Source organism: Clostridium sp. CM036 (assembly GCF_055081135.1).
Genome location: NZ_CM143652.1, coordinates 1,230,327 through 1,251,200 on the forward strand (window position 1 = coordinate 1,230,327; position 20,874 = coordinate 1,251,200).

Genomic DNA, 20,874 nt, shown 5'->3' on the forward strand with positions numbered 1-20,874 from the left:
AACAGAACCTAAGTGTATAGTGTGTATTAAGTGAATACACACTATACACTTAGGAAGGTGATAAGGTGATATGAAGATTTTAATTTCAAATATATCCAATATACCCCTATACCAACAAATAAAAGACCAACTAAAAGATATTATTTTTAAAGGTGAGATGTCTGAGGGTGATCCACTTCCATCTATCAGAAATTTTGCCACTGATTTGAAAGTAAGCATTCTTACAATTCGTCGTGTCTACAATGAATTAGAGCAAGAGGGATTTATTACAAGTCAGGTGGGCATTGGCACTTTTATTTCTGCTGGTAATTTAGAGCTGCTTCGTGACTCTAAACGACGTATTGTTGAACAAAAAATGCAGGACTTAATTCAAACAGCAAAGACGTTAAAAATTTCTAAAGAGGAATTAAATGCAATGATGAATATTTTATATGAGGGGGATGAACAATGAACAATGTATTAGAAGTATCAGGATTAAATAAATCTTATGAGAAATTTGCCCTTTCCGATGTTAGTTTTTCTTTACAGGAAGATTGTATCACAGGTTTTATAGGTATTAACGGGGCAGGTAAAACAACCACTATACGGACTATTCTTGATCTTGTAATGAGAAATGCCGGTACTATCAAATTCTTTGGAAAGGATATTGATAAGCACGGGCATGAGTTAAAAAACCGTATTGGAGTTGTGCTGGATGATGGCTGCTTTTATGATGAATTGACAATGAAAGAAATGAAAAGCATTATTTCACCGGCGTATTCAAGTTGGAATGAACGGGATTACAAAACCTATATGGAACGTTTTTCACTCAATCCACGCCAAAAGATTTCGACACTTTCAAAAGGTATGCGTATGAAGTTCGCATTGACTTTGGCACTTTCCCATGAGGCAGACTTACTTATTATGGATGAGCCTACAAGTGGACTTGATCCCTTAATTAGAAGCCAATTCATGAATATCTTGACAGATTATATGAAACAAGGTGGCAAGAGCGTTTTCTTTTCAACTCACATAACTTCAGATCTTGATAAAGTTGCAGATATGATAATTCTTATTAACAATGGCAAGATTTTATTCGAGGAAGAAAAGGATACATTGATTGATACCCATCGATTAGTAAAAGGTGATAGCAAGGATTTGACTATTGAAACCAGAAAATTGTTCTTAAATATTCAAGAAACAGGATTTGGATTTACTGGTATCACCAATAAATTATCTCAAGTTCAAAAAAGCATAAAAGACATTTTGGTTGAAAGACCTACCATAGAAGATATTATGCTGGGCTATGTCGAAGGAGGGGGAAAATAATGCTGGTACATCTTGTTAAAAAAGATATCTTACTTATAAAAAAATATTTACTGCTTTTAGTTACTTTTCCATTTGCTATACCCCTTTTTATGATGATACAACCATCCCAATTTTGGGGGCTTAGTGCTTTTTTGTTATCGGTGATTTTTTCGGTGTTTATGTTGTATCAATATGTTTTGATGGCCGAAATGAAATACCCTAAAGCTGAAGCTCTGCTGTGTTCTACGCCATACTCCCGCAGTAGTCTTGTAAAAGCAAGATATGCTTTTCTCCTATTGATCTTTGCTTATTGCTGTGTGGCATATAACGTATTAGCACTGCTATTTGTCAAAATTGAATATCTTACTCCGTACAACTATCTTATTGCACTGCTGATTTCAGTAATCCTATTTGGCGTATACACACCTGTACAATATAAATTTGGCTTTGAAAAAACAAAGTATTTCTTCATGATATTGATCATGGGAACTCCATTTTTATTGACTGTATTAATAAAAGCCAATATTAAACTCGATTTTACGGTATTGTCTGCAATGCCTATATTGGTCCAGTACTTAATACCGATTGTGGCTATAATTGCTATCCTCTTTATTTCTATGAATATATCTATAAACATTTACTCAAAGAAAGAATTGCTATAACAGCAGTATAACTTATACATTTTGAGAAAGGAGCGATAACTATGCATGCTTTACCAACCCCAGTAGTAATAATATGTGTGCTGTTCCCCTTTGTGTATTTAACTACAGGCAATGGATTTAGTTAAATCAAAAGTAAAATTAGATACTAACGAAACTTTTAATACAACTAATCAAAGATTCCAGAGAACAGGTATTTATAATGGTGATGATTATTACGCGATAGGAAAATCTTACAAAGATCCTGTTAATCCTGAACAAGAATATTCCTTATGTTTATATTTAGTAAACATTAATACTGGCGCAATTACGCAATTTACACAAGGAATATGTACACCAATAAATTAACTTTTGTATTAATTAATTCACTATCTTGTTAATTTATATAAAAAACACAGTAGAGAAAGTATAACTCTACTGTGTTTTCACATTTTAAGATTTCCAAGTAAATTAATTCATCTAGTTTTTATTTCTAGTTCCTTGATTAGCAGCTTGCACGCTAGCATTTCCATTAACCTTATATCCATTTTTAGCATTTTCACTATCTAAACTATTAGCCATAAGGCTTTGATCTTTTTGTTTCATGGTCATATTTTGGCTCAGACTATTTTCACTATTAGGTATAATATTTTGATTGTTTTCAGCTATGGTTTTATTTTGACTCATAAAAAGCATCTCCTTTACTAATTATTTTATATTATAATGCCCATAAGTTAATGATAATATCATATTTAGTTGAATTTGAGAGTTGCTAATCAATAAAAAAAAGCCTACCCCTAGATTTCTCTATGAAATAAACTTTTAGAGTTACATATATTTTATTAATAACAAGGGAATTTATTCATTGACCCCTGTTATTTTTACCAACTAAACCTCCGCCATTACCTGATGATGCGCTTTGTGATCCATAGATTGATGCTCTCTTATTATTTTTTTGCGTGGAAGATTTTGCTTTTCTTTCTTCAATAATTTTTTTCATTATTTCCATGTTTTTGTTTATATCATTTTTCATATTTTTACCCTCTTTTTTTTATTTTTTACGGTTTAAAAAAACTTCATAACTAATACCTTCTAAATTAATATTCACGATAAATATTTTCAAGGTAGGTCTTGTTATTTTACTAATTTATTATACCCTACAAACAGCCTTTTGAGCAACACTGCTTGTCTGTTTTATCTCTGTAATGGGCCAGACCCTTGGGAAATTATTCAAGTTAAAAAAGCTCTTCAAAGATATTTATGCTATGACATACAGTTGTCAATTTTAAAATGCTATCCTACTATTTTTCATATAATTCTATAGGTAAATCATCTGGATCACTAAAAAAAGTAAATTTTTTCCCCGTAATCTCATCAATTCTAATATGCTCAGAAATTACATTCTTATCAGCCAGTTCTTTTATCGCCTCATCAATGTTATCTACCTCAAAAGCAAGATGCCTTAGTCCTCTTGCTTCAGGATAGCTCGCCCTTTTAGGTGATTGCGGAAAAGAAAATAATTCTATTTGATAATTCTCTCCAACACCTAAGTCGAGCTTATATGATTCTCTATCTTTTCTATATGTTTCTTTAATGATTTTCAAATCTAAAAGATTAACGTAAAATTCTTTAGATCTTTCATAATTTGTGCAAATAATAGCTATATGATGAATCTTATTTAACTTCATTTTTTTATCTCCTTCTTTATATTACGTACGTATTTTCTTTCGGCCGCACCACAGTTTAAGAATACTGTGAAGTATTAGTTTTCTATTAATATATACATATGATATTTTAATACTAACATATACTCTACTTAAATCACTAGTTTGCAAATTTTTTCACACCAGCGTATTATTAATATAGGAGATGTAAATGCATATATTTTTTACTCATACTCATCATTATTATTTATATATCCCTCCTCCACTAACAATCATTGAAATTTCTTCTTAAATAACATTTATTATTAATTGAAAATAGTTGTTTACAAACATCTATTACTATGATATTATTAATTTATAAACAAAACAACAGAATTTAATTAGTACAAGAGATGGAAGTGATTCCACAAAGATATTAACCTTCATTAGATAAACTAAAAGAATTGCTAATAGAAAGGGGATAGTCCAATGTTTCAAATTAAGTTGTTAAAGTTTTTAGAGGTTAGTACAATTTATAAATAAGAGGTCTTTAAGATATGTGATAAGACAAAGAAAAATACTTTAGTTAAAAAAATTACTAATCTCTACTTAGTTCAAAATTAAATATTTGTATATATATAAGGGAGTTCACAAAGTGAACTCCCTTATTCATAATAATTCTCTGTACCATCCCAGTAACAACATCTGAGTTTAAGATACTTAATAATTATGTAGTCCTAAGCAATAAATACATATTATCGTATTAAAATTAAATCTTTAGTTAAGAAGTTATCAAAAATACTCTATAGTCAGTCTTCTAGCATTTTAATAAATGTTAAATCGTCTATTCTTAATGAAACTGGTTGTGGTAAAGTCAAGCCCTTAGGTGCACTACCACTATAAAAAAACAGTGCATTATTTGTTGGATCATTTCCACTGAGTGCTTCATTTGCAGCCTTAACAGCACTTGCCTGTGCAGGTCTGTTAATGTTACCATTTAGTATTGGAGTAAATTGATAAAAACCATTTGTTTTTTCATTAATAACAGCACTGATTGAATTTGGAAAACTGCTGCTCTTAACTCTGTTTAAAACTACAGCACCTACAGCAACTTGAGCTTTATAAGATGCTCCTCCTGCTTCGGCAGTTATTAATCTTGATAGCAAGTCCAAATCACTTGAGTCATTTTTGATTGCTATAGGTTTAGTTTGCACTGAAGTATAACTAGCTATTTCTGGAGTTTTTACAACTTGTTTAGGAGATTCATTCCGTTTGTTATTAGCTTTTCTTGAATCAATTAATGCTTGTTTTTCTTCTGTTGCTTGTCTTGCTTCATTAGCTTGATCTATTACCAGTTGTGCGCCATATTGATTTTCTAGGGCATTCAATTTTAATGCTAATACATCTTGGTCTGATTTTTGTTCTGTTAAAATCGCTAAATTCTTTTTATTCTCAACTCTTAAAGATAGCAACTTTGTATTCTCTGAATCTAGCGCTACCTTCTTTAAATTAATTGCTGCTTCTTTTGTTTTCATATTATTCATAACCTTTTGATCAAATGTTACTACCCTTTTAATATTTTCTACTCTGGATATAAAATCATCCATACCATTTGAGCTTAGCATAATGTTTAGATAGCTTGATGACCCATTCATATACATTACTCTCATTCTTTTATTAAAAATAATCTGTTCTGCTTTGATATCAGCCTCTGCTTTTTCAATATTTATTTTTGTTTGCTTAATATTCTTTTGTGTTATAGCTATACTGCTTTCATTACTATCGATATTAGACACAATTGTTTCACGCTTATTGTTCATAATCTCAACTTTGCTTTCAAGGTCGTTTCTTTGAGTTTGAACCTGATGAATTTTTGCCTTATCTGATGCAGAATCTGCATATACGGTAGTAGAACCAACGCTTATAATTACACCAAGTGCCATTACGGCTGAAATAATTTTTTTGTTCAATTTTCCATTCCCCCTACATAATATTTTATTTTTAAATATATTATGTTTAAAAGTATTTATCATCTGAACATAATAACATACAGAGATATGTTTAGCAAATATTGGTCTTTGAATTATTTGTAATATGGCGCCCAGTTATCAAATTGTCTATCATATATATTCTGTTCATTTTGAGGCTTTTCTGTTAATAGCTTCTTAAGCTTTTTTCTTCCAATATAAGTAATAAAAAGACTATAATTAGCTTTATATCCAATCTAATCACAGTCCTATTTATTATATGTTTAGATCGCTTCGTCTATTTTAGAATTTTTGGAGATTTTATCCTCAAGAAAAAGAAATTTAAAGTATCTTGCTAAAACATAAATAACGATTAAAACAGCTAGTACTTCTTGAAATTTAACCAAATATTTTAACATATATATTGGTTCTTTAATATTAACTAGATACCCATTAAGTTGCTTCATAGCAACTGCGCTTATCACCATTGGAAAAGTAAAAGCAGAATAACTTGGGTAAAATTTAGTTTTAAGTAGCTTTGGTAAATACAAAATCACCACTAAGAACATTATAAATGCTAGACCTCCTAAAAAGCCTAATAAAAAATTATTTTTCACTGTAAAACATGCTAAATATCCAGCTAAACATAAGCTAGCTGGAGCCGCGAATATTGAAATAGTTGGTAGTGCCGGCTCTTGAATTCCCTTAATAAAGAATGTCCTATAAATCACAATAGGCAATAAGCATAAATATGATATAAAGCCAAACCAGAAAATACCTTTTCCAAGACTAATTAAATTATAGGTAGGTGCAGTCATACTTGCTACCACAATACCAACATAAACTACAAAATAGCTTGGAAAAACTTTTTTTGTATCAAAGTTAAAAATAAATTTTGCAGTAAAACAAATTAGTAAAAAACAATGCAGTAATAAACCAAAAGACCACACACCAAAGGATATTGAATGAGCATACGGAACTATGTAAGTTGCCAAAATCATTAAACCCATAGTAAAAGTAATCATTACGCTGGCAACAACTGGGTTTTTAAAAGACTCTACTACACTTTTTGTATCAAAAAATATCTTAAATATAAGGAGTACTAATATTAATGAAGCTACAACTCCAAAGATGTTCCTGTATATATCACCATAAGATAATAATAGATTACCAGTTGCTGCTAAAGCTAACATTAACCCTGCAATTGGTACAGGAGTTTTTTCTATCAGGCTTTTCATTTTTTTACCACCTTATTCATCAATATTTACAAGGCCGAGCTCTCTAACTATAATTTGCGCAGCTTTTTCAGCTATTTCCCCAGTAAAGGAAATGCATTGTGCTTGATGTTCTCCAGAAGTCATGTCCATTCCGTGAGTAAGGACTTTACAACATAACACCTTATGGTTATTTTTAAAGCTCTCTTGTAATTCATTAGCAAACTTAAGAGCATTTTGCACCTTAGGATCTCCAGCTGTTGTTCTCCCAAAGAAATAACCTATGCACATTACTCCGCCTGATACAGCACCGCAAACACATTTTGATTTTCCTATTCCAAGAGGAAATCCTGAAGACATTGCAATCATCTCATCTGGCATTGGAATTTCAAAATTGTTTTTTATTGAGCTAACAATAGCTTCGGAACAAAAAAAATCACCTTTTCTGAATGACTCTTCTGCTTCTCTTCTTATTTTTTTAATACTAACTTCATTTCTCATAAGTTGCCCCCTTTTAATAAAATATTCCACATACTATTATATATGTAATATTACAGCAAGTCCACTAGTTAATTGAAACACATGGACACCACCAATGGCCGCAAACAAATTGTGAACACAATTCCTTTTGTTATGGGTAACTTTTTAATTAAATCAAAAAATAAAAGGTGTATTCTATACCATAATTAGGTATAAAATACACCTTTTATTAAATCATCACCTTCTGTGCTGCAATATTAATATGCTTATAAGTTTAAGAATTCTCTCATAATATTACTTATTTCATTGGCCATAGCTTCATTTTCCATTTCAGAAAATACTCTTAAAAGCGGTTCTGTGCCAGAGAATCTTGCTATAATCCAGCCACCATTTCTAAAATATACCTTTAAGCCATCTTCGTAGTTTGTTTTTTCTACTTTATAACCAAAATTTGGGATTAACTTATTTACGAAAAGTTTTGTCCTAATCTGTTCCTTGTCTTCTATGCTGAATTTATAATCAGATTCAGTCATGTAGAAGTATCCATATTGCTTATGAATTTCTTCAAGTAATTCCGATAAGCTTTTTCCTGTTACACTAAGCAATTCGATTAGAAGGCTAGCAGCAAATATTCCGTCTTTTCCCTTAATGTGCCCACGAATAGTTAATCCACCACTGCTTTCTCCTCCGATTAATGCATTCTTTTCTTCCATTTTTGAGCTTATGTTCTTGAAACCAACTGGAACCTCGTAGCATTCCTCACCAAAGCTCGCTGCTATTTTATCTAGGAGGTGAGTGGTTGCAAGGTTTCTTACAGCTCCACCTTTCCATCCCTTGTACTTTAATAAATAGTAATATAACACAGAAAGAATATCGTTTGGATGAATAAAGTTACCTTTTTCATCTATGATTCCAAGTCTATCAGCATCCCCATCTGTCCCTATCCCGATATCATATCCTTTTTCAACTACTAAATCCTTTAAACGATGTAGTGTGTGTGTGCTTGGGGAAGGTAATCTTCCACCAAATAAGGTATCGTGTCTATTATTTATTATTTCAACCTCACATCTTGCAGTTAAAAGTATAGTTTGAAGGCAAGTCTTTGAAACTCCAAACATTGGGTCAAGAGCTACCTTTAGTTTGCTATTCCTTATAGACTCTATATCTATCATGCTGATAATTGAATCTATAAATTCATTAAACGGATCTATAATTTCAATTAAACCATCTGCTATTCCTTTATCAAAGATAACAAGCTTAACATCATCTATAGTAATATTGTTTATAATTTCTTCAAGACTTCTTGTAACGTCTTCTTTAGCATCTCTTCCACCCCTGGTGAATATTTTGAGTCCATTGTAATCAGCTGGGTTATGGCTTGCTGTTACAGCTGCACCATAGTATGCATCTAAAGAATTCACAGTGAACATTATTAGAGGGGTAGGTGCAGATTTTCCTACTAAAAAAACCTTTATTCCATTTCCAGCCATTACTTCTGAAACCCATTTTGCTGATTTGTCAGATAAAAATCTATTATCATAACCTATTACAAAACCACTGCCCTCACATTTTTCATTTTTCATAAGGTTTGCAAGAGCTTGAGAAAGAAGTTGTACATTTTTTTTTGTAAAATCTTCGCCTATAAAAGCTCTCCATCCACCAGTACCAAATTTAATCATATTTTTAACTCCTTTACTAATTTTAATATACTTACTTTTATTAGCCCATTATAGCAACTATAATATTTTGTGAACCAGCTTTTTGTGGCTTAATAGCACCTTCCACTGCCGTTCCATTTAAAATTATTTCTTTAATACCCCTCTGTACTCCATTTGGATTTTTTATGGTTATATTATAAGTTGCTCCACGCCATAGACGAGTAACTTCGAATTCTGTCCAATCTCCTGGTATACATGGATCTATAATCATGCCATCAAAGTTAAGACGAACTCCTAGCATGTAGTGAGTTGCTGCATAGTATGCCCAACCAGCACTTCCTGTAAGCCATGGGTGCCTTGCTCTACCGTGAGCTGTATGATCTTTTCCCATCACGAATTGACAGTATGAGTATGGTTCGGCTTCACGAGTCTCTATCATATCATTTTGATTATAAGGTAATAATGCGTCGTAGAACTTCATAGCACTCTCACCACGTCCAATCATACATTCAGCAACCCAAGCCCAAGGATTAGGATGACTGAAGATAGCTCCATTTTCCTTAACTCCCTTGTATACACGAGTTACGAAACCTATTCCATCATTTGGTTTGGTATAGGATGGTGATGTTAAGTGTAGACCAAAGTCTGAATATAAATATTTATCTACCGCATCCATACAAGCCTTAGACCTTTCTGGGCCCGCTACACCAGAAATAACAGCCCAAGTGTTTGACTCAAGGTGAACCTTTCCTTCTTCATCTTTTTGAGTTCCTATTTTTTCTCCATCCGATGTAATTCCACGAATATACCATTCCCCGTCCCAAAGCTCATTTTCACATATTTTTTTAACTTTACTCGCTATTGCACTATATACCGATACATCTTCTGTTCTACCTAAGAAGTTAGCACATTCAACAAAGTTGTTTAGTGCCCAAAAATGCAGGAAAGATACTAGAGCACTTTCCCCTCCTACAAGGTTTAAGCAGTCATTCCAGTCTGCTCTAAGACCTTTACATATCCCTGTAGCTCCAACCTGCGACCTTGAGAAATCAAGTATTTTCTTCATGTGATCATATACCGTGGCTTCTCCTCCATCAGCAAAAGTAACCATCGTATCAAACAACTGGGCTTCACCAGTCTCTTGTACATATTCACATATTGCTGCAATCAGCCATAATGCGTCATCTGAGCATGCATCCTTTAATCCATGTACTACATCTGACATGTTTGGAGTCGGTAAAACTGTTGGTGATTTTGAAGGTAAAATTTTAGCAACCTCTGAATCAAACCATTCTGGTTGGAATAAATGTAATCCGTAGCCTATGCTCGACTGTGCACGAAGAAGTTCAATTATACGTTGTTTGCACTTTTTAGGATTTGTATGAGGAACACACATAACATCTTGAGCAGTATCTCTATATCCAAGTCCTGTTCTTCCACCTACTTCTATAAATGAAGCAAATCTTGAGAACACAACGTTTGTTTCTGCTTGATAAAGGTTCCATGTATTTATCATGGTATTCATGCCTTCATTTGGTGTCTTAATCTGGAATGCCGATAATTTCCTTTCCCAGTATTCGTTAAGTTCATCAAATGCTTTATCTACAGTAGCAACATTTGAATATTTAGCCTTCATTTTCATGCCTTTAGCCCTTGCACCAACACCAACCATAAATATAAGTCTAGTTTCTTCTCCTGGAGCTAAGATTACTTTTTTATGTAAAGCACCACAGTGATTTCCACCGAGTTCTGAACTCCCACTACAAATTCCCTTTTCTACAGCTATTGGATTGTCTTCAGTGTGGTAGTTTCCTAAGAATTTATCTCTTAAACAATCATAGCTCTCTGGTTCAAAACCCGATGCTATGTATTGATAACCTGTCTCACCATTATCATAAAAAAGATCATTTTCTATAACTCCATCTTCATAACTAGAACCTGATGCGTATAAGCTCATCTGGAAGTTTTCATTATCCATATCAATGTTTTGGAATGAGAACTCTACGTAAGAAAACACACTTAATTTACGTGGAGTTGTTCCATTGTTCTTTATCTTTACATCCCATAATTCTACATCATCGTTTACTGGAATAAACAAAATCTGTTCTGCAATTATATCGCTATATTCGCAGGAAAATTTGGAATAAGATAGCCCATGACGGCATTTATAATTTGCCTTTTTAAGGTCTTTGCCAACTGGCTGCCAAGAAATTGTCCAATAGTCGCTAGATTCATCATCACGAAGGTAAACATAGTGGCCAGGTCTATCTAGTGGTACGCCGTTTGGTCTAAAACGAGTTATTCTATTGTACTGTGGCTTTTTATAGAATAGGTACCCACCTGCATTTTGAGAAATTACAGCACACATATCCTTTACCCCAAGATAGTTCGTCCAAGATACTGGTACATCAGGGCGTTCAATAACATATTCCCTGTTTACATTATCAAAATATCCATATTTCATTTTATCTTCTCCCTTTACTATAATTTAATTGTACTACTAACTTGATTTAGTTCTTCTTTAAATAACTCCTTAGCATTGCTGGATATTTCTAAAGTACAAGCACAGTAATATTATCAAATCCTTTCAGTTAGGTTGATTTTCCTTATCCCTTAACAGCACCAGCCATCATACCCTTAATTACATATTTTTGAGAAATTACATAGAGTGCTATCACTGGAATTATTGTTATTGTGAGCGCTGCCATCATCGCACCATAATCCGTGTTAAACTGGCTTGAAATTTGTGTTAAAAGCACACTTATAGGTCTTAATTCCCCTGTAAGATATACAAGTGGGAGAAGTAAATCATTATAAGACCATAAAAAAATCATTATACCTGAGGTTGCGAGTATTGGAGTAGACAATGGGATTATTATTCTCATAAATATTTTTGGTATACTACACCCATCTATTATCGCAGCTTCTTCAAGCTCAACAGGAAGAGACTTCATAAATCCTGTCATCATAATTATAGCAAAATTTAAAAATCCAGCAGTATGTGGTACTATTACAGCTAAATAAGTGTTATTAAAATGAAAAAACTGCAATATTTTAATATTAGGAATAATAACTGCAAACTGTGGAACAAGCATACTAGCAACTAAAAGTATCATTATTGGTCCATTTAAAAAGAACTTAAATCTTGCTAGTACAAATGCAGCCATTGCTCCAAGAATTAATACTAATACAACAACAGTACCAGAAATAACAAGACTATTAAAAAACCCCCTAGGAATGTCTATTTGAGAATATTTTCCAAGCGATTTGAAGTTATCTAAATTAAATTTAGTTGGAAAACTAAGAGCGCTAGAAATTATTTCAGATGAACTCTTAAAGCTATTCATAATAACCCATGCTATTGGTGCAATGGTTGTTATACCCCATGCTATTAATATAAAATGTGTAATAATCTTCGACATCTTAACTTTTGAATTAATATGCTTTTTTTCTATATAAATATCTTTTGAAACTTTCGAATTTAACATACTCTAACACCCCTCCATAACAACTAATAACTTATTGGATCTTTCCTTGATATTAATGTAGTAATAATAGTCAAACCAATTCCTATAACAACCATAAGAATAGATAGTGCAGACCCATAGCCTTGATTCATAGATTGGAATGTAGTTTGATATATATATGTGCTCAAAACCTGACTTGAATTCATAGGACCACCCTGCGTTATTGTAAATATAATATCAAAAACCTTTATAGCTGATGTAATTACCAAAGCAATAGTTGTAATTATTACATCCCTTATAAGTGGAAGTGTTATATATATTGATTTGGTTAATCCCGTTGCACCATCCAAAGATGCTGATTCATATATATCACTTGGTATTTTTGTAAGTGCGGTCATAAATATTACAAAATAAAAACCTGTCATTTGCCAAATATACGGCATCATAGAAAGTAATGCTGAAGATTTTTCAGTTAGCCATATTGTCTTTGACATACCAAATACACCTAAAATGTTATTCAAAAGACCTGCATCATACTGATATGTAAGTGAGAACAAAAGTCCTATTGCGGAACCTGATACTACAACAGGAAAAAAGAAAACTGTCCTATAAATCTTAAAACCCCTCTTGACTCCATCCATTAACATAGCAAGGAGTAGAGCGAATCCAATTTCAAATATAATACATAATACTATTAATAATAGTGTGTTTTTAATTGCTATCCCAACTACTGGGTCATGTAGAAGTCTCCGATAATTTTCTAAACCAATAAAAGACTTTTTCATTGAAAAATAATGCCAATCAGTTAAACTAAAATATAATGTTTGGATTAGCGGATTGAATAGAAAAACCGTAATTAAAGTAAGGGCTGGCGCTAAAAATAAAAAAGCATATTTTTTATCCTTTAAAATCATATTCATTACTCCCCGAAACATTATTTTAAAATACACAATGATCAATAGAATTTATTATATATTGATCATTGTGTATTATTAATTAAAAATATTATTAATTAGAGATATTACTACTGAGTCTTGACTATTTTACTAATTTTTGTGCCTCATCGAGTACTTGTTGTGATGTCTTCTTTCCAGAAGCTATATATTGCATACCTTTCCATATAGCTGTAAAGGCTTCCTGATTCATATTATCTCCAGCAGGACCAGTCATGCTAGTAGCTTTAGTCGTAAAGTCACCGATATTTTTTGCTAGTGCACCACCTGTAGTTGAAGATGGTACATTTTCAAGTGGAACCCCTCCTTTTTCAGCAAACTTAGCGAGTTGTTCTGGCTCTGTCATAAACTTAACAAATTTAATACCAGCTCCATTTTTCTTATCATTAAGAGCCTTAGTTACATACCAACCTGTGCCTGTACCACCAATGATGTCATTAGCATTAGCTTTTGCACCTGGTACTAGTGGGAACGGTATTACACTAACATTTTCCATACCCTGAAATGCTCCACCTGCCCAAGAACCTGAAATAAACATTGCAGCTTTCTTATCAGCAAAAGCCTGAGAACAAGCAGCTTGTTTAATTGTTAAGGCATCTTTTGTAAATGCTTTTTTATCATAAAGGTCTTTAGTTAATGCAAGTGCTGGAGCCCAACTCGCATCAAATAATTTACTATGACCGGAAGCTCCACCTTGTGAAAGTAATAATGTCTCAATTAAATAATGTGGTTCTTCAGCAAACGAACAAGCGATTGGGGTTATGTTCTTTGCATTAAGTACTGGAATAGCCTTTATAATATCTTCATAAGTCTTAGGAATCTCAAGTCCGTTATTCTTAAATAAATCGGTATTTATCCATACTCCTTCAAAAAAACCAATGTAAGGAAGTGCATAAAGCTTACCATTATACTTTGCAGCATCTAGTCCTGATTTCTTAAAGTTTGCAGCCCAAGTAGCATCTTTAGCTAATTCATCTTCCCAAGAAATTACCTTACCGGAATCAACAAGCGGTTTTCCAGATGCGCTATTAAATCCGTATGTTACATCTGGTTCATTACCTGAAGCGAAATCAGTATTTATTTTTGTTTTAAAAGCCTCACTTGCAGCAGAAGTAGCTTCATCTATAACTTTAATTTTCGGATTTTTAGCTTGGAAATCTTTTATAGCCTGTTGCCATACTTCGGTGTATGGGTCTGCACCAGTAAAAGTTGTTTCTACTCTAATTGTTACTTCCGTCTCCTCTGCAACTGTTGTACTTGTAGCTGAATTCTTGCTACCGCATCCAGCTAAAGCTGAAGTTAAAACAGCAGTTGTCATGAGCAAACAAAACAATTTTTTGGATTTCTTCATTTTGATATCCCCCTATTTTTATTTCTACAATATTATTAAAATATTAAATTATGAGCTTTGTGCTTATTAATAATACTGATTGAATCTTTTCAAATTAGCAAGTAAATGTTTACATGATACTTCTTACTTACAATCATATTATAACATTCATATCAAAAACTTAAATCAGTCCATATTGGTATTTATTTGTTTATTTTGGCTTGTCTCCAAAATATGGTAATTTACACATTTGAATCAATGCTTTTTTTGTGATAATTTCTTTTTAATATATAATTAGTTCCGGAATTCATTCAGCCTAATATAAGGTATACTTATAGAAAACATATTAAAATTAAAATCAGCTTATGAAAGGACTTTTATTATGACAAAACATTCTATGAAATCCAAGCTTATTATTATTGCAATTCTATTCATTCTTTATCCTATAATAATTATTGGCTATTTAGGATATGTGAATTATTCAAAAACGATTAAAGAAAAAGCTATAATGGACTATCAAAGTGCGGCCCAACAACTAACCCATTCGCTTTCAGACAGAATGGATAAGCTTAACCTTTACTCTATACAGCTTTTTTATGATAGTAAAATAATTGATACAAACACTTTAATTAATACTAATAATTTAGATTTTATATATGAAAACAGTTTTCAACGGTATTTACAATCTTTACTTTTCGCTAAATATGAGCTAAACGAAATTCTCATTAAATACTCTGATAGTGGAAAGGTTTTTCAAGCAAATAGAGCCTTTGCTGCTACTACGGATTGTTACGCTAATATGGATAAGTTAAATGAGATAGCCATAAAAGGAAAAGGCTCTCCAGTGTGGTATGTAGCAAGTAAAAACGGGAAAATAGATGGTATATACTTAGCAAAATCCATATACGATTCATTAAATGTGAATAAGGTAGTGGGTCTTTTAGCCCTTAAAATAGATAATCAATGTTTTATGGAAATATTTAACAATACCATGATTAACTCAAAGCAAACTTTGGGTCTCTATAGTAGCGATGGCCAATTAATATTTATAAATGATAGTTTTGATGTAAATACTAATAAATCCATACAATCTTTTCTTAATTCTAATTTAGACAAAGGTGAAGGAGAGATAAAGACTAAAAGTGACTCTCTATATATGATATATGACACAATTAAACCAACCAAATGGAAACTTGTTGTTGGAATTTCAGGAAACGTATTGTTTAAAGAGATACGAAAGGTAGCCAAATTTAGTATAATTCTATGTATAGCCACTCTTCCCATTTGCTTATTACTTATAAATTACTTATATAATACAATGATACATCCACTGAAGGTATTAATAAAAAGAATGAAGGAAATAGAAAATGGTAATATGGGTGTAATAATAGAAAGTGATCGCAAGGATGAATTTGGTTTCGTATTTCGTACCTTTAATAAAATGTCGAAAAACATAAAGACCCTAATTGATACAGTATATAAAGAGCAAATTGTAATGAAGCAAGCTGAAATTAATGCATTGCAAGCTCAAATTAATCCTCATTTTTTATATAATACACTTGAGTCCATTAACTGGAAAGCAAAAATTCACGGTGATGATGAGGTCAGTGAAATGATTTCTGCTTTTTCGTACATTATAGAAGCAAACCTAAATAGGAGCAACGAGAAATTTATTCCTGTATATAAAGAAATCGAATATATCCAAAGCTATAAATTCTTAATACAGAAACGATTTGGAAAGAAAATAGGATTTAATTTAAATATTGATGAAGACACCCTAAATAACAGGCTTCCTAAGCTTTTAATTCAACCTATAATTGAAAACACAATATACCATGGACTTGAAATGAAAAAGGGTGGAGGAACAGTAGATATTATAATAAAGAAGGAAAACAATCAACTAATTATTACTGTGGCAGATGACGGGTTAGGTATTGAAAAAAGCAAATTACTAGCCCTAATAGAAGACATGAGTGATGATAAATTTCCAGAGTCAGAAAATTTCTTGGATAATTCTAAGATAGGCGTAATTAATGTGCATCGCAGAATTAGACTACTTTATGGTAAAGATTACGGACTAAAAATAGAAAGTCAAGAGGGTATGTGTACGATTGTTACAATTAAAGTACCCGCCGACATATAAAAGGGAGTGTATATTAAATGTTTAAAGTACTTATAATTGATGACGAAGAAATCATAAGAGAAGGCCTAAAAACTGTTATTGATTGGAATTCATTAGGGTGCAGCGTTATAGGTGAAGCCTCAGACGGGGATGAAGGACTAGAAATGATTTCATCAATGCAACCTGACATTGTCTTCACTGACATTAGGATGCCAGGTTTAAATGGTTTAGAAATGATCTCTAAACTAGAAAAACATAAGCATGAATGTAAAATAATAATATTATCTGGCTTTAGAGATTTTGAGTATGCCCAACAAGCTGTTAAACTTGGAGCCTTTAGATTTCTTCTTAAACCCACAAATACTAAGGAATTAATCCTCTCCATTAAAGAAGCTATTATTGAACTTAAAAAAGTAAAATCAAATGAAGAAATCTTCAAGAATTTGAAAAGAAAAGTTAAAGAAAATTACAATTTAAGTGATGACGTTACAATCATGGAAGATAAATCACTTAATACTAATGAAAAAAGTTCTAAGTTTCTTGTAGTTAAAGCCCTGTCTTTTATGAAGGAGAATGTAGCTATGGGCTTAACCTTAAAAGATGTATCAGCCTATTTATATATCAGTACCTGGTACCTTAGTAAGCTGATAAAAAAAGAGACTGGTAGTAACTTTATTGATATCTTAAGTGAAATACGTATTGATGAGGCTAAAAAACTATTACTTCAACCCCAATATAAAATTTATGAGGTTTCAGCAATGATAGGTTTTACAGACGTAACTTATTTCAATAAACTCTTTAAAAATAATACTGGTTTAAAACCTACGGAGTATCGAAATAAGATTTTTAATAATGAATAGGAATCAAAAGCTTCCAGTTTTTATGTAGTCTTTATAACTTAAAAGATTCTAGTGGATTAATCCACTAATCCTCTATTTTTAGTAATTTCATTTAATTTCACTAAATTGTTAGAAATTACAAAAGCAAGTATAGCTGGTATAATCCATGCAAATCCTAGATTGGATAAAGGAACATATTTAAAGAACCCAATGCTATTTGCTGTTAAATCATTTATAGTATTTAAAACACTTACTATTAAAACTGTGTAGGTAGTTATAGCAACTACCTTATTATTTTTCACTATATCGCCAAGCAAGGTAGTAACTATTAGAACAATTACAATTGGATATATAATTTGTAAAACTGGACCTGCCAATTTAATTAAACTATCAACATCCTTTGTAGCCATTACTCCACTTACTAAAGCCATACTAATAGCAATACTTTTATAAGATAATTTCCCCTTAGAAAGTTTAGCAAAGAATTTTGATCCAGCTGAAAGTATTCCTATAGCAGTCGTTAAACATGCAATAGTAACACATAAACTAAGTATAACACTACCAATACTACCTAGGTCTAATCTAACAATTTCTGTAACCAGACTAGTTCTAGATATACTTTTTGAGAACAAAGTAGTCGTTTGAGTTCCAAGGTACATAAGTCCAGTATATACAAAGGATAAACCGATTAAAGACACTACAGCCGATTTCATAGTTATCCTCATTATATCTTTTGAGCTTTCATAACCTCTTGCCCTAATAGATGCAAGAATTATTGATGAAAATATAACACCAGTCATAGCATCCATTGTTTGATATCCTTCTATTAAAGCTTTTGAAAATCCACCTTGGTAAGATGTAGATACAGTTGGCCCAATAGGATCTATTATTCCTTTAACTATAATTATAGTTAACATTAATAAAAGTGCTGGTGTAAGTATTTTACCTATATTATCAATTATTGAAGAAGGTTTAAGCGCAAATGCAAGCACTATTGCAAAAAAAGCTATAATCGATATGTTTTGTCCAATTAATGGAAATAAAGGATGTATTCCCAGTTCAAAAGTTGTTGCAGCAGTTCTTGGAATTGCGAATAAAGGTCCTATTACAAGAATTAAAGCAATAGAGACTATCACAGAAAATATTGGACCTACCCTATCTGCCATTTTTTCGAAAGTACCATTAATTTTAGCACAGGCAATTATTGCACATAGAGGAAGACAAACTCCTGTAATAAGAAAGCCTATAATTGATAATAAAACTGAGTTCCCTGCTGCTTTTCCTAATGTTGGTGGAAAAATTAGGTTTCCTGCGCCAAAGAACATTGCAAATAATGCAAAACCTATAACTATTGAATGCTTTGTTGAATTTTTGATTTATGTAACCTCCCTCTTAATTAATCTTTATAGTTTTTATAATAAATAAATCAGTACTTCTTTTAAAGATGATTTACTTTGTACATATTAACTTCATATTCATATAAATAGAAACAGAACTTGTCGGTAAATTGTAATTCAGCTATTACAATGATTACTTTCTCCTTAAATACAAACAATTACCTGTACTCGAAAAAAATTATACAATTCTCCTTTCAACTTTAGATCTAAAATTATTATTAATATCCCATCTTACCATTTTTTCAGTTTACTGTCAATTTCCCTTAGTAATGGAATTAGACTACAAAAAATATTAAACGGCCTTAGCCCACGGAATTTAGGGCTTTATCCGCTTAAGTCAATTTTTATTATTTCCCCTTAGATTTTAAGATATATTCTAAGATTTTTTTGTAATATTTGTTTTATTTATGGTAATTCGTTTATTTGATATTTTTACAATTAGAGGCAATATTAATCCTAAGCATAAAAGTATAAATGGTGTTAATAAATTAAGCACAAGTTGGAAAGTATACTCTGATGAGCTTGGTTTTACTTTTGGGAACATTCCCATAATGCATGCAAATGCAGTAAATGCAAAACACCATGAACCTATTATGAATGCTATCTTATCATTTTTTATAAATTTATATTCAGAAGAGAATTTCTTTTTAGCAAAGCCTCTTAAAGCCATGTATGCTAAGAATACCCACAAATATCTTATTGGCATAACAATTGAATTTAGATCTAATAACCAGTTGTACAGGGTATTCATATCTCCAATACCTAAGGCTGGTACAATTATTAAAACTCCAACTAAAACAGCAGTCATTTTGTATCCATTAATTGGAGCTCCATATTTATTTGTTTTCATTAGACTAGCAGGAATATATTTTTTATCTCCTTCTGCAAATAATATTTTTAAAGGAGCATCAATGGAGAACGCTAATGCAGAAATTTGAGCAAGCATATTCGCAATTGCATATAAAATTAAAAATAAATTTCCTACGCCATAGTAATTACCCAATGTTTTAAATGCGTAGTACTGTCCATTCATTTTTAAATCTACTGGAATGTTATTTCCATCAAACATCATTCCCATTGCAACTGAACCTAATAATGCTGACATTGCTACCATTATTGCAAGTACAATCATTCCCTTTGGGAAATTTTTTGATGGCTCTTTTGTATCGTTAACATAAGGTGCTATTTTTTCACAGCCACCTATCGCAAACACCAGCATAGATATTGTAGTAAAGTATGCAAAGTTAAAGTCCGGAATAAAAGATTTTAATGTTATGTGTGCTGTTGCAATTTTCACTCCTGTAATTGAAGGTGCTGCAATCATCATCACTATGTATAACATTGACATTACAAATACTGATGTTCCTGCTATGGTTCCTATTTTTTTCAATGAATTAACACCTCTTGAAGCAAACCACAGGAAAAATAAAAATAGTACTAATGTTACTGATTGTAACACTAATGGGCTAAAACCATTAATGAATTTTCCATTTTGTGTTACTACCCATCCTAATGCTATTAAAATTGACTGGGGTTTTTGTGCTAAATATGGTACATGCACTACCCAATAAGTCCAACCTGCTAAGTAAGCTAATTTTGTACCCATTGTAGATTTTATCCATGTACTAACTCCTGCTTTTCCGTCCTTAAATGTAGAACCTAATTCCCCTACCATTAATGCATAAGGTATAAAATATAATGAAATAATAATTATCCATGATCCAACAACTTTTAACCCTTGATTTGCAAAGTTATTAACAACATTCCCAAATCCCCATACCATAACAAAAGCCATCAGCGCTAGATTTTTCCATGTAAGTTTTTTAACCCCTGTCCCATTCATATTATGAACCCCCTCCAATTAATTAATATTCTAGGA

General features: G+C 31.8%; 19 protein-coding genes. 6 read left to right on the top strand and 13 right to left on the bottom strand.

What is annotated here, in order from left to right; all coding sequences use genetic code 11:
- Positions 1–70: 70 nt before the first annotated feature.
- The 4 genes from ACWJKE_RS05805 to ACWJKE_RS05820 all read left to right on the top strand — a co-directional run bounded on the left by ACWJKE_RS05805 (position 71) and on the right by ACWJKE_RS05820 (position 2,294).
- Positions 71–451: a GntR family transcriptional regulator gene (locus ACWJKE_RS05805; RefSeq protein WP_165412281.1), complete on the top strand. Its 381-nt coding sequence runs from the start codon at positions 71–73 to the stop codon at positions 449–451.
- A complete protein-coding gene (locus ACWJKE_RS05810) occupies positions 448–1,308 on the top strand; it encodes an ABC transporter ATP-binding protein (protein WP_216303735.1) in 861 nt (286 codons plus the stop codon). The genes ACWJKE_RS05805 and ACWJKE_RS05810 overlap by 4 nt, the downstream gene beginning before the upstream one ends.
- The gene (locus ACWJKE_RS05815) at positions 1,308–1,949 is read left to right on the top strand and encodes an ABC-2 transporter permease (protein WP_165412279.1); all 642 of its coding nucleotides are present in this window, start codon (positions 1,308–1,310) and stop codon (positions 1,947–1,949) included. Before ACWJKE_RS05810 ends, ACWJKE_RS05815 begins: the two co-directional genes overlap by 1 nt.
- 111 nt (positions 1,950–2,060) lie before the next feature.
- Positions 2,061–2,294 carry a hypothetical protein gene (locus tag ACWJKE_RS05820; RefSeq protein ID WP_165412278.1) on the top strand — a complete coding sequence of 78 codons (234 nt, stop codon included), beginning with the start codon at positions 2,061–2,063 and terminating at the stop codon, positions 2,292–2,294.
- Between the two features lie 111 nt (positions 2,295–2,405).
- Here ACWJKE_RS05820 and ACWJKE_RS05825 read toward each other — a convergent pair whose 3' ends face one another.
- The 11 genes from ACWJKE_RS05825 to ACWJKE_RS05875 all read right to left on the bottom strand — a co-directional run bounded on the left by ACWJKE_RS05825 (position 2,406) and on the right by ACWJKE_RS05875 (position 14,658).
- A complete protein-coding gene (locus ACWJKE_RS05825; protein ID WP_165412277.1) occupies positions 2,406–2,612 on the bottom strand; it encodes a hypothetical protein in 207 nt (68 codons plus the stop codon).
- Positions 2,613–2,787: 175 nt separating this feature from the next.
- Positions 2,788–2,958, bottom strand: a complete 171-nt coding sequence (locus ACWJKE_RS05830) for a hypothetical protein (protein ID WP_165412276.1) — start codon at positions 2,956–2,958, stop codon at positions 2,788–2,790.
- Between the two features lie 268 nt (positions 2,959–3,226).
- Entirely contained in the window at positions 3,227–3,613 is a 387-nt protein-coding gene (gene gloA2, locus ACWJKE_RS05835; protein ID WP_462959238.1) for an SMU1112c/YaeR family gloxylase I-like metalloprotein, read from the bottom strand.
- A 764-nt stretch (positions 3,614–4,377) separates the two neighbouring features.
- Positions 4,378–5,538 (bottom strand): cell wall hydrolase, encoded by a 1,161-nt coding sequence (locus ACWJKE_RS05840; RefSeq protein WP_462959239.1) that lies wholly within the window; start codon positions 5,536–5,538, stop codon positions 4,378–4,380.
- A gap of 281 nt (positions 5,539–5,819) precedes the next feature.
- Complete coding sequence (locus ACWJKE_RS05845; protein ID WP_462959240.1) at positions 5,820–6,773, bottom strand: TDT family transporter; 954 nt, start codon at positions 6,771–6,773, stop codon at positions 5,820–5,822.
- A 12-nt stretch (positions 6,774–6,785) separates the two neighbouring features.
- Positions 6,786–7,250, bottom strand: a complete 465-nt coding sequence (locus ACWJKE_RS05850; RefSeq protein WP_216303740.1) for a C-GCAxxG-C-C family (seleno)protein — start codon at positions 7,248–7,250, stop codon at positions 6,786–6,788.
- Positions 7,251–7,495: 245 nt separating this feature from the next.
- On the bottom strand, positions 7,496–8,908 hold the full coding sequence (locus ACWJKE_RS05855) for a phosphoglucomutase/phosphomannomutase family protein (RefSeq protein ID WP_216303741.1): 1,413 nt from the start codon (positions 8,906–8,908) through the stop codon (positions 7,496–7,498).
- A 40-nt stretch (positions 8,909–8,948) separates the two neighbouring features.
- Positions 8,949–11,351, bottom strand: a complete 2,403-nt coding sequence (locus ACWJKE_RS05860; protein WP_462959241.1) for a GH36-type glycosyl hydrolase domain-containing protein — start codon at positions 11,349–11,351, stop codon at positions 8,949–8,951.
- Between the two features lie 142 nt (positions 11,352–11,493).
- Entirely contained in the window at positions 11,494–12,375 is an 882-nt protein-coding gene (locus ACWJKE_RS05865) for a carbohydrate ABC transporter permease (protein ID WP_165412270.1), read from the bottom strand.
- A 23-nt stretch (positions 12,376–12,398) separates the two neighbouring features.
- Positions 12,399–13,268: a carbohydrate ABC transporter permease gene (locus ACWJKE_RS05870; RefSeq protein WP_216303743.1), complete on the bottom strand. Its 870-nt coding sequence runs from the start codon at positions 13,266–13,268 to the stop codon at positions 12,399–12,401.
- Between the two features lie 124 nt (positions 13,269–13,392).
- Complete coding sequence (locus ACWJKE_RS05875; RefSeq protein WP_216303744.1) at positions 13,393–14,658, bottom strand: ABC transporter substrate-binding protein; 1,266 nt, start codon at positions 14,656–14,658, stop codon at positions 13,393–13,395.
- 376 nt (positions 14,659–15,034) lie between these two features.
- On the opposite strand from ACWJKE_RS05875, the gene ACWJKE_RS05880 reads away from it, so the two are divergent.
- Both ACWJKE_RS05880 and ACWJKE_RS05885 read left to right on the top strand, forming a co-directional pair.
- Positions 15,035–16,780, top strand: coding sequence for a cache domain-containing sensor histidine kinase (locus ACWJKE_RS05880; RefSeq protein WP_462959242.1), 1,746 nt, complete (start codon positions 15,035–15,037; stop codon positions 16,778–16,780).
- A gap of 17 nt (positions 16,781–16,797) precedes the next feature.
- Entirely contained in the window at positions 16,798–17,619 is an 822-nt protein-coding gene (locus ACWJKE_RS05885; RefSeq protein WP_216303746.1) for a response regulator transcription factor, read from the top strand.
- Positions 17,620–17,675: 56 nt separating this feature from the next.
- On the opposite strand, the gene brnQ is transcribed toward ACWJKE_RS05885, so the two are convergent.
- A complete protein-coding gene (gene brnQ / locus ACWJKE_RS05890; RefSeq protein ID WP_216303747.1) occupies positions 17,676–18,923 on the bottom strand; it encodes a branched-chain amino acid transport system II carrier protein in 1,248 nt (415 codons plus the stop codon).
- 448 nt (positions 18,924–19,371) lie between these two features.
- On the bottom strand, positions 19,372–20,838 hold the full coding sequence (locus tag ACWJKE_RS05895; protein WP_220286946.1) for an amino acid permease: 1,467 nt from the start codon (positions 20,836–20,838) through the stop codon (positions 19,372–19,374).
- Between the last annotated feature and the right edge of the window lie 36 nt (positions 20,839–20,874).

What these genes read in the sequence shown, in the direction of transcription:
- ACWJKE_RS05805 (WP_165412281.1), top strand. Translation starts at nt 71, where the DNA reads ATGAAGATTTTAATTTCAAATATATCCAATATACCCCTATACCAACAA.
- ACWJKE_RS05810 (WP_216303735.1), top strand. Translation starts at nt 448, where the DNA reads ATGAACAATGTATTAGAAGTATCAGGATTAAATAAATCTTATGAGAAA.
- ACWJKE_RS05815 (WP_165412279.1), top strand. Translation starts at nt 1,308, where the DNA reads ATGCTGGTACATCTTGTTAAAAAAGATATCTTACTTATAAAAAAATAT.
- ACWJKE_RS05820 (WP_165412278.1), top strand. Translation starts at nt 2,061, where the DNA reads ATGGATTTAGTTAAATCAAAAGTAAAATTAGATACTAACGAAACTTTT.
- ACWJKE_RS05825 (WP_165412277.1), bottom strand. Translation starts at nt 2,612, where the DNA reads ATGAGTCAAAATAAAACCATAGCTGAAAACAATCAAAATATTATACCT.
- ACWJKE_RS05830 (WP_165412276.1), bottom strand. Translation starts at nt 2,958, where the DNA reads ATGAAAAATGATATAAACAAAAACATGGAAATAATGAAAAAAATTATT.
- gloA2 (WP_462959238.1), bottom strand. Translation starts at nt 3,613, where the DNA reads ATGAAGTTAAATAAGATTCATCATATAGCTATTATTTGCACAAATTAT.
- ACWJKE_RS05845 (WP_462959240.1), bottom strand. Translation starts at nt 6,773, where the DNA reads ATGAAAAGCCTGATAGAAAAAACTCCTGTACCAATTGCAGGGTTAATG.
- ACWJKE_RS05850 (WP_216303740.1), bottom strand. Translation starts at nt 7,250, where the DNA reads ATGAGAAATGAAGTTAGTATTAAAAAAATAAGAAGAGAAGCAGAAGAG.
- ACWJKE_RS05855 (WP_216303741.1), bottom strand. Translation starts at nt 8,908, where the DNA reads ATGATTAAATTTGGTACTGGTGGATGGAGAGCTTTTATAGGCGAAGAT.
- ACWJKE_RS05860 (WP_462959241.1), bottom strand. Translation starts at nt 11,351, where the DNA reads ATGAAATATGGATATTTTGATAATGTAAACAGGGAATATGTTATTGAA.
- ACWJKE_RS05865 (WP_165412270.1), bottom strand. Translation starts at nt 12,375, where the DNA reads ATGTTAAATTCGAAAGTTTCAAAAGATATTTATATAGAAAAAAAGCAT.
- ACWJKE_RS05870 (WP_216303743.1), bottom strand. Translation starts at nt 13,268, where the DNA reads ATGATTTTAAAGGATAAAAAATATGCTTTTTTATTTTTAGCGCCAGCC.
- ACWJKE_RS05875 (WP_216303744.1), bottom strand. Translation starts at nt 14,658, where the DNA reads ATGAAGAAATCCAAAAAATTGTTTTGTTTGCTCATGACAACTGCTGTT.
- ACWJKE_RS05880 (WP_462959242.1), top strand. Translation starts at nt 15,035, where the DNA reads ATGAAATCCAAGCTTATTATTATTGCAATTCTATTCATTCTTTATCCT.
- ACWJKE_RS05885 (WP_216303746.1), top strand. Translation starts at nt 16,798, where the DNA reads ATGTTTAAAGTACTTATAATTGATGACGAAGAAATCATAAGAGAAGGC.
- brnQ (WP_216303747.1), bottom strand. Translation starts at nt 18,923, where the DNA reads ATGTTCTTTGGCGCAGGAAACCTAATTTTTCCACCAACATTAGGAAAA.
- ACWJKE_RS05895 (WP_220286946.1), bottom strand. Translation starts at nt 20,838, where the DNA reads ATGAATGGGACAGGGGTTAAAAAACTTACATGGAAAAATCTAGCGCTG.